The sequence below is a fragment of the Rhodopila sp. genome, assembly GCF_035548095.1.
Classification (GTDB): domain Bacteria; phylum Pseudomonadota; class Alphaproteobacteria; order Acetobacterales; family Acetobacteraceae; genus Rhodopila.
On record NZ_DASZUV010000020.1, the window covers coordinates 47,502 to 61,626 of the forward strand.

A 14,125-nucleotide genomic window follows, 5' to 3' on the forward strand; every position below is an offset into this window, starting at 1 on the left:
AAGTACTTCGTGGCTGACGGACCTATACTCCAGTACCTGTCCGCTCAATACCGGGGAGGACGTATTATGAAGGACTCCAATTTACTGTCGCCGGACCTTCATGATTTCAGCGACATCAACGTTGGTCTTGGAAAAACCGCCGCCATGGTTGGCCGAGGCATCATGGCCTGTCTGGTTATTGGCGCCCGGATGGCCTCCTTGCGCATGACACCGGCGATAAAAGCCCCTGTTCGCCGTCGACCGGCCACGGTCCCGCAGGTGAAGCCATAGGGCTGGTGACCGGACCCGGCGGAGGACGAGCGCTACATCCCGGCCAGCTTGCGCGAAGGCGCGCGCACGTGCCTGCAATATCCCTCTATGATGGACGGCAGTGCTCGGCGCCTGAGTAACAGCTGTGACCACATCGCGCCCGTCGAGCGACAGGCTCCGTTCCAGCCCCTCGTGGATTTGGGAAACGACCTGGTATTTTCCCGCGGATTGCTTCGACCTGGCGCACGCCGCCCAGATAACGGGCCTGCCGCACGGGGTTCGAATGCGGGGTTCGAATGATGGTCGCTGCCCATACGGCAGATGAAGCCGGATGACGTGTTTCTCCGAATTGATTTCGATCGCTACCAGAAACGGAATCGGCTCGGCCCGCGCCTGCTTGCCGGCCTGTTGAACGCTGGCAGGCGGATTCGGCCTTTTCGACCCGGTCGGGGCGGCACCGCCGGAAACCCGTCATGGCAAGAGTACCCGGCCCCCGCGAGCCAGTGACCGGACGGTCGGCGTTTGAAATATCCTGGATTTTCTCAAAGATTTCGAATCATGAGAATATACTTCCGCAAGGAATGGAGTTCAGAACAGATTTTTGTCTGAACCGAGCGAATGCGCGGTACAGATGGCTGACATGGTCGCAGATGGCTCCCGTTCCGGCCGGCCCCCGCCAAGAGCGAATTTCTGGACTAATCAACAATAAATCCGCATTCTTTCAGAGTCGGGACAACGCTCCCCCGTTTCTGGGAGCCGTTTCGCTATGCCCGGCGACAGCGTCCAGAAGGGCGCACAAAAATAATGGGAGGCTAAAAACATGTCGGCAACAACCCGAGGATCGGCCGTGCCCTGGTGGAGGGAACCCACCAAGGACCAATGGTATGCCTATATCGCGGCCTGGCTTGGCTGGACGCTGGATGCGTTCGACTTCACCGTCTTTCTCCTGATCATGGCGCCGATCGCGCAGTATTTCCATGTGCCGCTCATCGACGTCACGGCGATCTTCACGATCACGCTGATCATGCGCCTGACGGGCGCCACGGCGTCCGGCTGGCTGGCGGACCGGCTGGGACGCCGCGCGCCGCTGATGATCTCCATCCTGTGGTATTCCATCTGCAACCTTCTCGCCGGCCTTGCACCCACGTTCATGTTCCTGTTCGTGGTCCGGGCACTGCTGGGTATCGGGATGGGCGCCGAATGGCCGGCTGGCGCGGCGCTGGCCATGGAGTCATGGCCGGCCCGATCGCGCGGCTTCATGTCCGGCATCCTTCAAGGCTCCTGGGGACTGGGCTTCGCGTTGTCCGCGGCTGCTTATGGCCTTCTCTACTCGCCGCTCGAAGCCTGGCATCCGGGCTGGGGCTGGCGTGGCATGTTGGTCCTGGGCGTGCTGCCTGCCCTGGCCTGCGTCTGGGTCCGGATGTACGTGAAGGAGCCGGAGGTCTGGGCCGAGAACAAGAAGATCCAGGATACGAGCCAGAAGCAGGTTTCCCTGCCGTTGTTCGAGATATTCAGGCCCAAATACCTGTTCAACACCCTGACGGGCTGCCTGTGGATGGCCGCGAATTTCTGGGTCTACTACTCGATGTGGGCCATGCTCGGCACCTATCTGCAAAAGGAGCTGGGCTGGACCCCGGCCGAGGTAGCCGTCCCGGTCTTCTGGGGCAACATCCTGAGCTTCGCCGCCTGTGGCTTCTGGGGGGCGGTGTCGGAAAAGGTCGGGCGCCGATGGGCGCTGATGATCCCGACCTTCATCGCCATCTTCATCGCGCCGCTCTATCTGACGACGAACGATCCGACCATGTTCATGGTCTGGTTCATGCTGATGCTCTGCTTCGTCAGCGGCAAGGATGCCCTCAATCCCGGCTGGCTTTCAGAGCGCTTCCCGACCGAGGTGCGGGCCACCGCGGCCGGCTTCGTGTATCATCAGGGCGCCGTGTGGGGCGCGTTCGTTGCGCCGGTGCTGACCTGGTTCGCGGTCAACCAGGGGATGGGCTTCGCCAGGCCGATGCTGTACGCCACGGTCGGGTCCCTGATCATCTACGTCATCTCGGTGTATCTGGGGCCGGAGACCAGGGGCAAGGAAATGACCGCCGAACTGGAGATCTTTGAGCGGGAAGAATACCCGTAAGCTGCCGCGACGGCCTGAGGACAGCGGTCGGGGCACAGGTCCCGGCCGCTGTTCCGGACGGACGCAGGGCCGAATGGGCGCAGGGCCGAATGGACGCAGGGCCGAATGCACGCAGGGCCGATCGACCCGCTATGGGCTGAATGCTGTTGCCAGCCTTTCCGCAAGACATCTGCCTGGTGGACGTTGGGTGCGGCCTCGGCTGGAACACGCCGCACCGGCCCGTGACCAGGCGCCGTCACGGGATGGCTTCCTCCACACCGCGCGTGGCCGAGGTCATCCGCCGCCCAGCTTGCGCACCAAGGCAGCCGCGTCGTCCGGCGCCCGCAGCTTGTCGGTGTTATCGAAATACAGAAAGACATCGCGGCGCTTGGGGTGCCGGTCCGGCTTGCCGGCGAAATCGCCGTCCCGCATCGGCTTTCCCCTCGCCCAGGCCGTAACCCGGCCCGCCCAACCGTCCAGCGCCGCGTCATCGTAGCCGCTGCGATAGAGTTCCCGCGAGCCGTGCAGCCGGCAGTAGACAAAATCCGCTGTCAGATCCATCAGCCGCGGCCATTTTACGGTATCGGCGCAGACCAGCGCCGCACCATGTTTCCGCAGCAGGTCGACGAAGGCCGGATCGCGGAAACTCTCCTCGCGGATCTCGATCGCATGGCGCAGGGGCCTGGCGGCGTCGGTTTTCGTCCAGCTCTCCTTGATCCGTGCTTCATGCTGGCGGGCCCTGTCGGCGGCCGCCTCCGTATCCCGTGGCAGCAGCGCCAGAAACGCGTCCATGATCTCGGGGTCAAATCGAAAGCCTGGCGGGAATTGCCACAGGATCGGCCCCAGCTTGCGACCCAGGCGCAGCAGGCCGGAGGCTAGAAAGTTCGCCAGCGGCGCGGTGGGATCGCGCAACCGGCGGACATGCGTGATGAAACGTGGTCCCTTCACGGCAAAGACGAAGTCTTCCGGCGTCTCGTCAGCCCATCGCGCGAAGGAGGCCGGTTTCTGCAGACCATAGAACGTGCCGTTGATCTCGATCGAGCGGAACCGCTCCGCCGCGTAGCGCAGTTCATCCTTCTGCCGCAGCCCCTTCGGATAGAAGGCGCCGCGCCAAGGGGCATAGGTCCAACCGGATATGCCAATGCGGATGTCCCCGGCCTTGACCATGTCACGTCCGATCAGGGACGCATTGGCGATGAAGCACGGGCACGTCCACGTCGTTGCCTCCCTCCGGCCACGGCGGCGAGCCTTGGCGAATGCGATGCGCCCGCCAGTTCTACGCGCCCTTGCAGCCTCCGAAACGTCCCGCCGGGACGGAAAGTTCCGATGCCGGCTTTGAAAGGCCGAAGGGGTGGACCGTGGCGTGTCCGTAACGCCGCTCAGCCCAGCCAGCTCGATTCGCTCTCCCCCCACATCCGGCCATCCTGCAGCCAGCTGTCCAGCACGCGGAACCGTTCCACGACGAAATCGATCACCACCCGCGTGCGCTGCGGCAGGTTGCGGCGCGAGGGATAGACGACATAGGCCTGCCGCTGCCGAGCGACGAAGTTCGGCATCAGGCGATACAGGCGCTGGCTGCGAATGTCGTTGATGGTCAGCGCATCCCCCAGCAGGGCGATGCCGTACCCTGCCAGCGCCGCCTGCCGCACCGCCAGCGTGTTATTGGAGCGGAACGACGACGTCACTTCGACATCCACATGCCCTTCCGGGCCGCTGAACAGCCAATGCGCGCTCTCCGGCCCGTTATCCAGCAGGATGCAGGTATGCTGCGCCAGTTCGCTGGGGTGCGATGGCGCGCCGCAACGCTCCAGATAGGCGGGGGCGGCCACCGCCGATGCGCCCAGCGTCGCCAGCGCGCGCGCCACCAGCGACGTATCGCCGCCGCTGGGGCCCAGCCGGATGGCCAGGTCCAGCCGCTCTGCCACCAGATCCTCGATGCGCTCGTTGACGACCAGTTCCACCGATAGGGCGGGATGGCGCTGCAGCAGCTCCGTCAGGTCCGGCGTCATCAGCATGGCGGTCGCCACCGGCACCCCCATCCGCACCAGGCCGCTGACGCTGTCCCGCTGGCGGCCGAATGTCTCCTCCAGCTCCGCTGCTTCCTCCAGCAGATGCCGGGCGCGCGTCAGCAACGCCTGACCGTCATCCGTCAGGCTGAGTTTCCGGGTCGTGCGATGCAGCAGCCGGACACCGAAATGCGCCTCCAGCTGCGCCACCTGGCGGGTGACCGCGGACTGGCTGACATGACTCTCCCGCGCCACAGCCGAGAAGGAACCGGTCTCCACGACTCGGATGAAGGACTGCAGGCTGCTGATCAGATCCATGGCTCGGGCAAGATGGGATGTTGCCGCCTCATGGCAATCGCCAATTCGTCATGGCCGCTGGACGCCCCGCCATCCGCGGTATCGTCCTCGGCCGCGTTTGCGACCTTGAGGCGGCGGCGGGCTTCGGCGCACACTCCCGCAATGGACCCCACCACTGCCTATCTGGACCCGCGCTCTGGCGCCACCTATCCGCTCGACCAGCCCCGCTGGTGCGGCCCCGACGGGGCACCCCTGCTGCTGACGCCGCTGCCCGGGCTGGCGCCCGATGACATCGACCACTCGCTGCGCAGCCTGTGGCGCTACCGCGCTGCCTTCCCGCTCCTGCCCGAGACGCCGATCAGCCTGGGCGAAGGCCTGACCCCGCTGCTGGAGGCCAGAGTTGCCGACGCGCCGGTGCGGCTGAAATGCGAGTGGTTCAATCCGACCTGCAGCTTCAAGGACCGCGGCGCCAGCGTCATGCTGTCGCTGTTGCGCGCGCAGGGAATCGACCACGTGCTGGAGGACAGTTCCGGCAATGGTGGCGCCGCCATCGCCGCTTATGCGGCGGCCGGCGGCATGCGCGCCACGATCCTGACCCCGGATTCGACCAGCCCGGCGAAGACCGTGCAGATGCGCGCCCACGGCGCCGCCGTCGACCTGATCCCCGGCACCCGCCAGGACACCGCCGATGCCGCCGTCGCCCGTTCGGCCTCGGTGTTCTACGCCAGCCATAACTGGCACCCGTTCTTCCTGCACGGCACCAAGACGCTGGCCTATGAGCTGTGGGAGGATCTGGGCTTTCGCGCGCCGGACAATGTCATCACGCCATGCGGTGCCGGATCGAACGTGCTGGGCTGCGAGATCGGTTTTTCCGAATTGCTGCGCGCCGGCCAGATTACCCGGATACCCCGGCTTTTCGCCGCCCAGCCCGCCAATTGCGCGCCGATCGCCACCGCCTTCCTGGACGGCGCCGAGGACGCGGTGCCGACCGATATCGCCCCGACCATCGCCGAGGGCACCGCCATCGCCAGGCCGGTCCGGCTGCGCGAGGTGCTCGGCGCACTGTATGCCACGGAGGGCGGTGCCGTCGCGCTCACCGAGGCCGAGATCGGCCAGGCGACGCTCGATCTGGCGCGCATGGGCATCTACGTCGAACCGACCAGCGCCCAGGCGATCGCCGCGTTTGAGAAACTGCTGCGGACGGGCACGGTGACGGCGGAGCAGACCACCGTGATCGTATTGACCGGCACCGGCATCAAGGCCACGCCCCGCATCGCCGCGCTGCTGGGAGTAGCCTTGTGAACCGGCCGCGGGTCGCCCTGCTGGGGTTCTCGATCGAATGCAACCGGTTCGCGCCGGTTGCCACCGAAGCCGATTTCCGCGAACGCACGCTGATCGGCGGGCCGGACCTGGTGGCCGAGGCGCGTGCCGTGGCACCGCGCATGCTGGGCGAGCTGCCGGGCTTCATCGCCGCCATGGACGCCACCGGCACCTGGACGCCGGTGCCCAGCATGCTGGCGATGGCGGAGCCGAACGGACCGGTGGACCAGGGCTTCTTCGACCGGTTGATGCAGCGCTGGGAGGCCGACCTCAGCGGGGCCGGCCTGCTGGATGGCGTCTACCTGGTGCTGCACGGCGCCGGCCTGACCACGGCCGATCACGATCCGGAAGGCACATTGCTGGCCCTGGTGCGTCGCGTCGTCGGACCCGACGTGCCGGTCGTGGCCACGTTCGACCTGCACGCCAATGTGTCCGACGCCGACGTCGCGCTGCTGAACGGCTTCATCGGCTATCGGACCAACCCGCACCTGGACATGCGCGAGCGCGGCGCCGAGGCAGCCATGCTGCTGCGCCGCCTGATCGCCGGGACGAAAACCTGCCTCAGCCGCATCCGCCTGCCGATCGTGCCGCCGACGGTGACGCAGCTCACCGGCCGGGATGCCCCGCACCGGCCCTACGGCGAATTGATCGATCTGGGCCAGCAGCGCATGGCCGAGGCGCCTTATCAGGGAAAGGTGTTGAACGTGTCGGTCATGGGCGGCTTCGCCTATGCCGATACGCCGTTCAATGGCCTGACGGTGGTGGTAACGGCAACGGAGCAGCGGGCAGCCGATGCCCTCGCAAGGGAGATCGCCATCGCGGGATGGCAGCGGCGGGCACGGTTCCGGCCGGCGCTGACCGGGCTGGATACCGCGGTGATGCTGGCCAAGGGCACCGAGGATCTTGGCAAGCCGGCGCTGGCTTTTGCCGATGTCGCCGACAATCCCGGCGGCGGCGGGCGCGGTAACACGATGACCATCCTGCAGGCCTTTCATGCGGCCGGCGTGCGCGAGGCGCTGGTGGGCATCATCCATGACCCGGCGTTGGCGGCCGAAGCCCACGCGCTGGGCCTGGGCGCCGAACTCGAGGCGCGATTCAACCGCGATGGCGGCGACGCCTTCTCCAAGCCGTTCGCGGCGCCGGCCGTGGTGGCCGCGCTGCTGGACCATCCGGTCACCGGCCGCCGCGGCATTTATGCCAACAACACGCTGGACCTCGGCAAGGCGGCGGCCCTGCGGTTGGGCGGGATCACCGTGGTCGTGGTATCCAACCGCTTCCAATGTGCCGACCCGATGTTTTTCGAGGCCTTCGGGCTGGATATCGGCCGAGCACGGGCCGTGGTTGTGAAATCGCGCGGCCATTTCCGCGGCGGCTTCGACGAGTTCTTTCGTCACGACCAGATCGTGGAGGTCGACGCGCCGGGTCTGACCAGCCCGATCTTGTCCCGCTTCCCCTGGCAGTACATGCCCCGGCCGGTGCTGCCGATCGACGACGACGCCCAATGGACTCCGCCCGCATGAACCTCATCGAGCTGCCGACCCCCTGCCTGGTGCTGGACCGCACCATCCTGGCCCGCAACCTGCTGGTCATGGCGAACACGCTGAAGCGGCTGAATGTGCCGCTGCGTCCGCACATGAAGACCGCGAAGTCGATCGACGTCGCCCGCATGGCGCTGGAGGGGCAGCCCGGCGGCATCACCGTCTCCACCCTGGCGGAGGCGGAATATTTTGCCGGCCACGGGATCCACGACATCCTGTATGCCGTCGGCATCACGCCGCAGAAGCTGGAGCAGGTCGCCAAGCTGAATGCCGCCGGGGCTGACATCATCGTCATCACCGACGATCTGGATACCGCCGATGCCATCGCCGCCCAGCCGAACCCGCCCCGCGCGCTGATCGAAATCGACAGCGGTGAGGAACGCGGCGGCCTGACGCCGGATGACGACCGGCTGACGGATATCGCCCGCCGCCTGGGCCGCAGCCTGACCGGGATCATGACCCATGCTGGCCATTCCTATGCCGGCCGCGGCGTCGCCCAGATGGAGCGCATCGCCGAACAGGAACGCAACGCGATGAACCAGGCGGCTGGCCGCCTGCGCCAGCATGGGCATCGGATCGAAATCGTCTCGGCCGGCAGTTCCCCCACCGCCCGGCATGCGGAAAACCTGTCCGGCATCACCGAGATGCGGGCCGGCGTGTACATGTTCGGTGACCTGTTCCAGTCGGAGATCGAGACGCATGGCGCCGACGACATCGCGGTGACGGTGCTGACCAGCGTCATCGGCCGGCGGAACGGGCGCATCCTGGTCGACGCCGGGGGCCTGGCGCTGTCGAAGGACCGCAGCACGCAGGACGCGCCGGTGGATTTCGGCTTCGGCCTGGCACTGGACCTCGGCGGCCGCCGCGGCTACGGCAACGCCATCGTCCGCAAGGCCTATCAGGAGCATGGCGTGATCGAGATCGATCCGGCTTATCCGATCGATCTGCCGGTCGGCGGCAAACTGCGCATCGCGCCCAATCACGTCTGCATGACCGCGGCCGCGCATGACCGGTATTTCGTCACCGAGGGCGGGCTGGAGGTTACCGCGATCTGGCATCGGATCAACGGCTGGTAGTGGCCGTCGCCCTGGTGATACGCGCCCCTCGGGTGATACGCGCCCCCCGCCCCGGCGGTGAGGCCGTGGCACCGGCGTCCCGTTCGGCCGTGGCGGACCACCCGTTCGGCACGATGCCGCGGCGATCCCGCTTCCGGTCGGGCGGGGATGGCGCTACGCTCGTGCCGAAGCGTGAACGCCGGACGGTTTGCCAATCGAGCCGGCCGCATCGACCTCCCTGCACGAAGGCCTGCGATCGGGCCTGGTTTCACGGAGGCCGAGCCATTGAGGCCAAGCCATTGGCATCACAGCAGTCGAAAGGACGTGTCTTCCAGCAGTCGGGTCCCAATGACGGCGGGTCTTATCCCGGTTCCTCGACACCCGTCTCGCCGATCCTGGCGCTGATCGGGTTCGTCGGGCTGTGCCTGCTGGTGGGGGCGGTGGATGGCACGATCACGGCCAGGGCGGTCCGCACCTGGTATCGCAGCATGACGATGGCGCCAGGGACGCCGCCCGATTGGGTTTTCGCACCGGTTTGGACCGTTCTGTATATTTTGATAGGCACCGCCGCCTGGCTGGTGTGGAAACAACATGGCCCGTCACGGCCGCTGCGCCTGTGGGGCTGGCAGCTGGCGGCGAATGCGATGTGGACGCCGATCTTCTTCGGCCTGCACAGCCCCGGGTTTGGATTGGCGGTGCTGATCGTCCTGCTGATCCTGATCGCGCTGACGATGCAGGCCTTTCTGCACGCCAGCCGCCCGGCCTTCTGGCTGATGGTGCCTTATGCGTGCTGGACGCTGTATGCTACCTATCTGGACGCTGGATTCTGGCTGCTGAACCGCGCCTGACGGCGTCCGGCCCTTCACATTCCAAGCGAGCGGCCTGTTTTTTGGGCAAATCTATCGACGCGCGGACCGGTGCGCTGCTACAAGCGTCCTCAACGAATGTGACAGAACGGGTAGAAAACATGGCACAGACCGCCGGGACATGTCGCGGCCTCCGGTTGCTCGGCGCCGTCGTGGGCGCCCTGTCGATCTCCACCGCTTTTGTGGGCGAAGCCTCCGCGCAGGGCATCACGGGCGATCCGCTCAGCCAGCAATCCTCGATCCAGCGGCGCGTCGACACCGCCAACGCACGGGACGCGCAGAAGAAGCGGGAGCGGGCACCGGACACCCTGCCGGGCGCCCAGGCTCGGGCACCCGTGGCGCCGGCGCAGAAATCACCGAACGACATGTCGCCCAACGATGCGATGTTCGACGCCATCAACCGCGGCGATATCGCGACCGTGCGGGATGCGATCAGCCGCGGCGCGCAGCTGGATGCCCGCAACGTGTTGGGCATGACCCCGCTGGAACTGTCGGTCGACCTGGGCCGCAACGATATTTCCTTCCTGCTGCTGTCGATGCGCGGCGAGTACGGCAGCGACGGCGCGCGGCATACGGGCGCCTTGGACAAGGCATTCGCGGCGGATGCGGCGGCAGAAGGCAAGGCCAGCCGGAAGAAGCCTGCCCGCGTCACCCCGGCCGCGGCGGTGGTGGCGACGAAACCGGTCTCGGCCCCCAAGCTGTTTGCCAATGATGGCGGTGCGCCGGTGCCCAGCGCCGGCTTCCTGGGGTTCGGGACCCGCAGCGCCGCCAATTAAGGCATTCCCGGGCTGAGCGGATGTTCCCAGCCTGAGCGGAATCGCGCCGCGATCCTCAGAACCAGGGACATTGCCGGCGGAACAGGACTTCGCCGCGTTTCCAGTGGTCCGGAAAGCGCTCCAGGGAAGGCGCCCGGCCAGCTTGCGGCAGCCATCCCCTGCCATCACACATTCCAGGTCAGGAGGCCCAGGGGCAGGAAGCCCAGGGTCAGGAAACCCAGGGCCAGGCAAGCCGGCAGCCTGGCTACACCGCCCCCATGGCGCGCAGCTCGCGGCTGAGCTGCTGCACCGCCTTGGCGCCGAACGCAACGTAAAGGCGGCGCCGGACGATCACAGCCAGCCAGTCCGGCCGCTCCCGCAACACGCCATCGGCGATCAGCCGATCCGCCTCCTCGGCCACGGCTGCGTTGATCCTGTCCATGACATCGTCGGACAATGGCTGCCCCGCGAAGGCCTTGACCCGGGCGTTCAGGCGGGCGGTGGCCAGCACTTCCCGATCGGAGACGGTGGCTCGCTGTTCAAAGAGCAGCTTGTGCAGATCCGCCATGTCGCTGGCTCCCTGTTATCACTGGCTCCCGCCGATTCGCGCCCGCGGCTCCTTCAGCATGGTCGGGGGGTTGATCGACTTCAATGGAACTCTGCATGACGGTGGCATTCTCTCCCGACCGTGAAGAGACCGGCCATGATGCCAGGGAAATGGAGGCTTCGAACCGTGAGGATTGCCGTACCCTGCAAGCAGGCCCGCCTCTCTGTCGACCCTTGCCGGCACGGTGCGGTCCGGCATGGCCTCTGCGTCGCATTGCAGCTTGTCGTGGCGCTGCTGCTGGGGATGGCGGGCTGCGCGACGGCGCCGCCGGCCGACGATCCGGAGGCATCGGCCGAGTTCAAGGCCCGGAACGACCCGTTCGAACCCGCCAACCGTGCCGTGTTCGCCTTCAACAATGCGGTCGATTCCGCGGTGCTGCGGCCGACCGCCAAAGCCTATGAGGCGGTGCTGCCGGATGCGGTGCGGGAGAGCATTCACAACCTGCTGGGCAATCTGGGCGGACCGGCGCGGCTGGCCAATGACATGCTGCAAGGCAAGCCCAGGCGCGCGGGCGACACGGCGATGCGGTTCGCGATCAATTCGACCCTCGGCGTGGCGGGCCTGTTCGATGTCGCCGCGAAACTCGGCTATCCCGACCACGGCTCCGATGGCGGGCTCACCCTGGCGAGCTGGGGCGTGCCGGACGGCCCGTATGTGGTGCTGCCCCTGATCGGCCCCTCCAGCGCACGAGATGCCACCGGCTATGCCGCCACCCTGGCCTCCGATCCCTTCATCTGGATCGGCCAGGGTGCGGCGGTGATCGGCCTGAAATCCTCCCGCATCGCCGTGCGCGCCGTGGATGAGCGGGCTCGGCATGCCACCGACCTGGACGCGGTCAAGCAGACCGCGCTGGACCCGTACGCCACATTCCGCAGCCTGTACCGGCAATCCCGCGCCGCTGAGCTGGAGACGCTGCGCGCTGACGACAGGGCGACGGTGCCCGCGTGGTTTCCGCAGCCGGAGAAGTGATCGGGACGAGGTGGGACGCTGGTTAGGAGATGGCTGGGGCGGGAGGGATCGAACCTCCGTATGACGGAATCAAAATCCGTTGCCTTACCGCTTGGCGACGCCCCAAGGCGCGCGGGGTAGATAGGTCGGTCCGCTCGCCGCGTAAAGCGCGAAGAGCATCCAGGCCTTCTCGCCTCTTTGCAGCGATCCGGCTTCCTCGGCCGGACAGCAGGCTGCTGATCTCCCGAGTGGGCCGTCATGCCAGCGTCCCAGCCGGCGGATGGATTGCCGACCGTGATGGCCGGGTCTAGGGTCCGCCCCCGTCCATCCAACCTGCCCGAGGTGGCATGCCCGCCAGTCCTTCCGATTCCGCCGTCACCAGCCTGATCCGGGTGAAGACGCGGCCGATGCTGCCGCCGCGCGATGACCTGTATGCCGTCCTGGGCGACCACCTGCCGCCGCTGCGGGAGGGCGATGTGCTCGTCATCACCTCCAAGATCGTCGCCATCCACCAGGGCCGCTGCGTGGCGATGGCCTCGGTCGGCGACAAGGAGGAGCTGGTGGAGGCCGAGGCGGATGCCTGGATTCCCAAGGCCTCCTCGAAATACGGCATCACCCTGGCGATCAAGGGCGGCACGCTGATCGCCAGCGCCGGGATCGATGCCAGCAACTCCAAGGACCATTACGTGCTGTGGCCGGACGACCCGTCCGGCGCAGCGGCCGAGATCGGACGCTGGCTGAAGCAGCGCCATGGATTGCAGCGACTGGGCGTGATTCTGTCCGATAGCCATTGCATCCCGCTGCGCCGCGGCACCACCGGCATCACCATCGGCTTCTACGGGTTCGAGGCGCTGATGGATTATCGCGGCACCCCCGACATTTTCGGCCGACCGCTTGCCGTCACGTTGTCAAATCGGGCCGATGCGATGGCAGCGGCCGCGGTGGGATTGATGGGCGAAGGGGCCGAATGCGTTCCGGTCGTCATCGTGCGCGACTGGCCCGACCTCGTGTTCAACGACCAGGCCGGGCAGGACGGGTTCTTCATCCCGCCGGACGAGGACATCTTCTCCCCGCTGATGGAGGGATTCCGCACGCATGGCCGCGCGCCGTCCCGACCGCGCGGCGACTGAGAGCGCGGGCCACGCCACGCCATGGCCAGGATCCTGCTGATCCAATGGTCGGGAAGCGCATATGATTCGTTACGCTTCATCCTCGACCTCACCGCGGCCGAAATGGCCGCGGACGGCCATCGGATCGAGCGTGTCATCATCGGCGAGAATGGCTGGCAGCAGCGGTTGCGGCAGCTCATCCAGCAGCAGGGTCCCTGGCAGCTCGCGCTCGGCATGTCGGGCGTCGGGCTGGAATTGGGGATGGAGAACGGCCCGCACCTCTGGGACACGGCGAAGATCCCCTTCTTCACCTGGTTCTGCGATCATCCAGCCTATTTCCCCGCGCGCCACATGGCCCGCTCCCCCTACAGCGTGATGGGCTATGTATTCCCCGACCACGCCCGCTATGCGCGCGACCACCTGAATGCCAACGGCGTCACCTTCGCGGTGCACCTGGGCATGCCGAGCCGCGCCACCTTTCCGGATGCGGCCCGTCCCCTGGACCGGCGGAATGATCGCATCGCGTTCTTCAAGAGCGGTGCTGACGACAACGCGCTGCGTACGGCCTGGCGGCAATCCTTGCCGTCGCCGCTGGCACACCTGATGGATGAGGCGGCGGAAGCCTGTGCCGGCACCGACGTCGCCGGCATGGTGGCCGAGTTGCAACGGGCGGGTGAGCGGCATGACGTCTTCCTGGCCCCGGATGGCAAGCTGTGCCTCGCCCTGCTGCAGCGCCTGGACGCCTTTGAACGGCCCGCCGCGCCAACAACGTGGTGCGCGGGCTGCTGGACCTGCCGGTGGATGTCTACGGCGCCAACTGGGGTCATATCGACTGGCAGGGGAAGCGGGCGATGCTGCGCGCGCCGCTGAGCTTTCCCGACATGCTGGTCCGCCTTCCCGCCTATATCGGCAGCCTTTCGGTCAACCCGTTGGTATCGGACTCGGTGCATGACCGGGTGTTCTTCGCTCTGGCGGCTGGCGTGGTGCCGGTGGCGGATGGCAACCGTTTCTCCGTCGAACACATGCCGGGATTGGGCGCGTATAGCTTCGATGTGAGCCCAGGTTCCGCCGCGGCGGCGGCCGACGCCTTGCTGACCGAACCGCAGCGGGCACTCGACCGGGCCGAAGCCACCTATCAAGCCCTGCTGCCCCGCTTCTCCCTGCGCGAGTCCGCGCGGCGCATCGTGACGTTCTGCGGCCTGCATGCGGCGAACGCCAAGGCGTAGTGCGATCGCCTGCGGCTGGATGTCCCCAATCGTCGATGG

At 66.8% G+C, this 14,125-nt stretch carries 14 protein-coding genes and 1 tRNA gene; 11 read left to right on the forward strand and 4 right to left on the reverse strand.

Annotated elements, in window-relative coordinates; all coding sequences use genetic code 11:
* Positions 1-66 precede the first annotated feature (66 nt).
* Positions 67-270 carry a hypothetical protein gene (locus VHC04_RS14765; RefSeq protein ID WP_325682559.1) on the forward strand — a complete coding sequence of 68 codons (204 nt, stop codon included), beginning with the start codon at positions 67-69 and terminating at the stop codon, positions 268-270.
* 799 nt (positions 271-1,069) lie between these two features.
* Positions 1,070-2,380 (forward strand): MFS transporter, encoded by a 1,311-nt coding sequence (locus tag VHC04_RS14770; RefSeq protein ID WP_325682561.1) that lies wholly within the window; start codon positions 1,070-1,072, stop codon positions 2,378-2,380.
* A gap of 273 nt (positions 2,381-2,653) precedes the next feature.
* Here VHC04_RS14770 and VHC04_RS14775 read toward each other — a convergent pair whose 3' ends face one another.
* Both VHC04_RS14775 and VHC04_RS14780 read right to left on the reverse strand, forming a co-directional pair.
* Entirely contained in the window at positions 2,654-3,526 is an 873-nt protein-coding gene (locus tag VHC04_RS14775; RefSeq protein WP_325682563.1) for a DUF72 domain-containing protein, read from the reverse strand.
* A gap of 212 nt (positions 3,527-3,738) precedes the next feature.
* Complete coding sequence (locus VHC04_RS14780; RefSeq protein ID WP_325682565.1) at positions 3,739-4,683, reverse strand: LysR family transcriptional regulator; 945 nt, start codon at positions 4,681-4,683, stop codon at positions 3,739-3,741.
* Between the two features lie 141 nt (positions 4,684-4,824).
* Between VHC04_RS14780 and VHC04_RS14785 the strand changes: the two genes are divergently transcribed.
* The 5 genes from VHC04_RS14785 to VHC04_RS14805 all read left to right on the forward strand — a co-directional run bounded on the left by VHC04_RS14785 (position 4,825) and on the right by VHC04_RS14805 (position 10,217).
* Complete coding sequence (locus VHC04_RS14785) at positions 4,825-5,964, forward strand: pyridoxal-phosphate dependent enzyme (protein ID WP_325682567.1); 1,140 nt, start codon at positions 4,825-4,827, stop codon at positions 5,962-5,964.
* A complete protein-coding gene (locus VHC04_RS14790; RefSeq protein ID WP_325682569.1) occupies positions 5,961-7,502 on the forward strand; it encodes a M81 family metallopeptidase in 1,542 nt (513 codons plus the stop codon). The genes VHC04_RS14785 and VHC04_RS14790 overlap by 4 nt, the downstream gene beginning before the upstream one ends.
* A complete protein-coding gene (locus tag VHC04_RS14795; protein WP_325682571.1) occupies positions 7,499-8,596 on the forward strand; it encodes an alanine racemase in 1,098 nt (365 codons plus the stop codon). Before VHC04_RS14790 ends, VHC04_RS14795 begins: the two co-directional genes overlap by 4 nt.
* A gap of 278 nt (positions 8,597-8,874) precedes the next feature.
* A complete protein-coding gene (locus VHC04_RS14800; protein ID WP_325682573.1) occupies positions 8,875-9,423 on the forward strand; it encodes a TspO/MBR family protein in 549 nt (182 codons plus the stop codon).
* A 119-nt stretch (positions 9,424-9,542) separates the two neighbouring features.
* Entirely contained in the window at positions 9,543-10,217 is a 675-nt protein-coding gene (locus VHC04_RS14805; protein ID WP_325682575.1) for a hypothetical protein, read from the forward strand.
* 244 nt (positions 10,218-10,461) lie between these two features.
* Here VHC04_RS14805 and VHC04_RS14810 read toward each other — a convergent pair whose 3' ends face one another.
* The gene (locus VHC04_RS14810; RefSeq protein ID WP_325682577.1) at positions 10,462-10,764 is read right to left on the reverse strand and encodes a hypothetical protein; all 303 of its coding nucleotides are present in this window, start codon (positions 10,762-10,764) and stop codon (positions 10,462-10,464) included.
* Positions 10,765-10,929: 165 nt separating this feature from the next.
* Here VHC04_RS14810 and VHC04_RS14815 point away from each other — a divergent pair, with 165 nt between their 5' ends.
* On the forward strand, positions 10,930-11,772 hold the full coding sequence (locus VHC04_RS14815) for an MlaA family lipoprotein (RefSeq protein ID WP_325682579.1): 843 nt from the start codon (positions 10,930-10,932) through the stop codon (positions 11,770-11,772).
* 30 nt (positions 11,773-11,802) lie between these two features.
* Here VHC04_RS14815 and VHC04_RS14820 read toward each other — a convergent pair.
* Positions 11,803-11,877 (reverse strand) — tRNA-Gln (locus tag VHC04_RS14820).
* A 221-nt stretch (positions 11,878-12,098) separates the two neighbouring features.
* Here VHC04_RS14820 and VHC04_RS14825 point away from each other — a divergent pair.
* Genes VHC04_RS14825 through VHC04_RS14835 form a run of 3 tightly spaced genes read left to right on the forward strand, consistent with a single transcriptional unit; the run spans position 12,099 to position 14,086 of the window.
* On the forward strand, positions 12,099-12,881 hold the full coding sequence (locus tag VHC04_RS14825; protein WP_325682581.1) for a coenzyme F420-0:L-glutamate ligase: 783 nt from the start codon (positions 12,099-12,101) through the stop codon (positions 12,879-12,881).
* Positions 12,882-12,902: 21 nt separating this feature from the next.
* A complete protein-coding gene (locus VHC04_RS14830; RefSeq protein ID WP_325682583.1) occupies positions 12,903-13,730 on the forward strand; it encodes a hypothetical protein in 828 nt (275 codons plus the stop codon).
* Positions 13,712-14,086, forward strand: coding sequence for a glycosyltransferase family protein (locus VHC04_RS14835; RefSeq protein WP_325682585.1), 375 nt, complete (start codon positions 13,712-13,714; stop codon positions 14,084-14,086). The genes VHC04_RS14830 and VHC04_RS14835 overlap by 19 nt, the downstream gene beginning before the upstream one ends.
* Positions 14,087-14,125 lie beyond the last annotated feature (39 nt).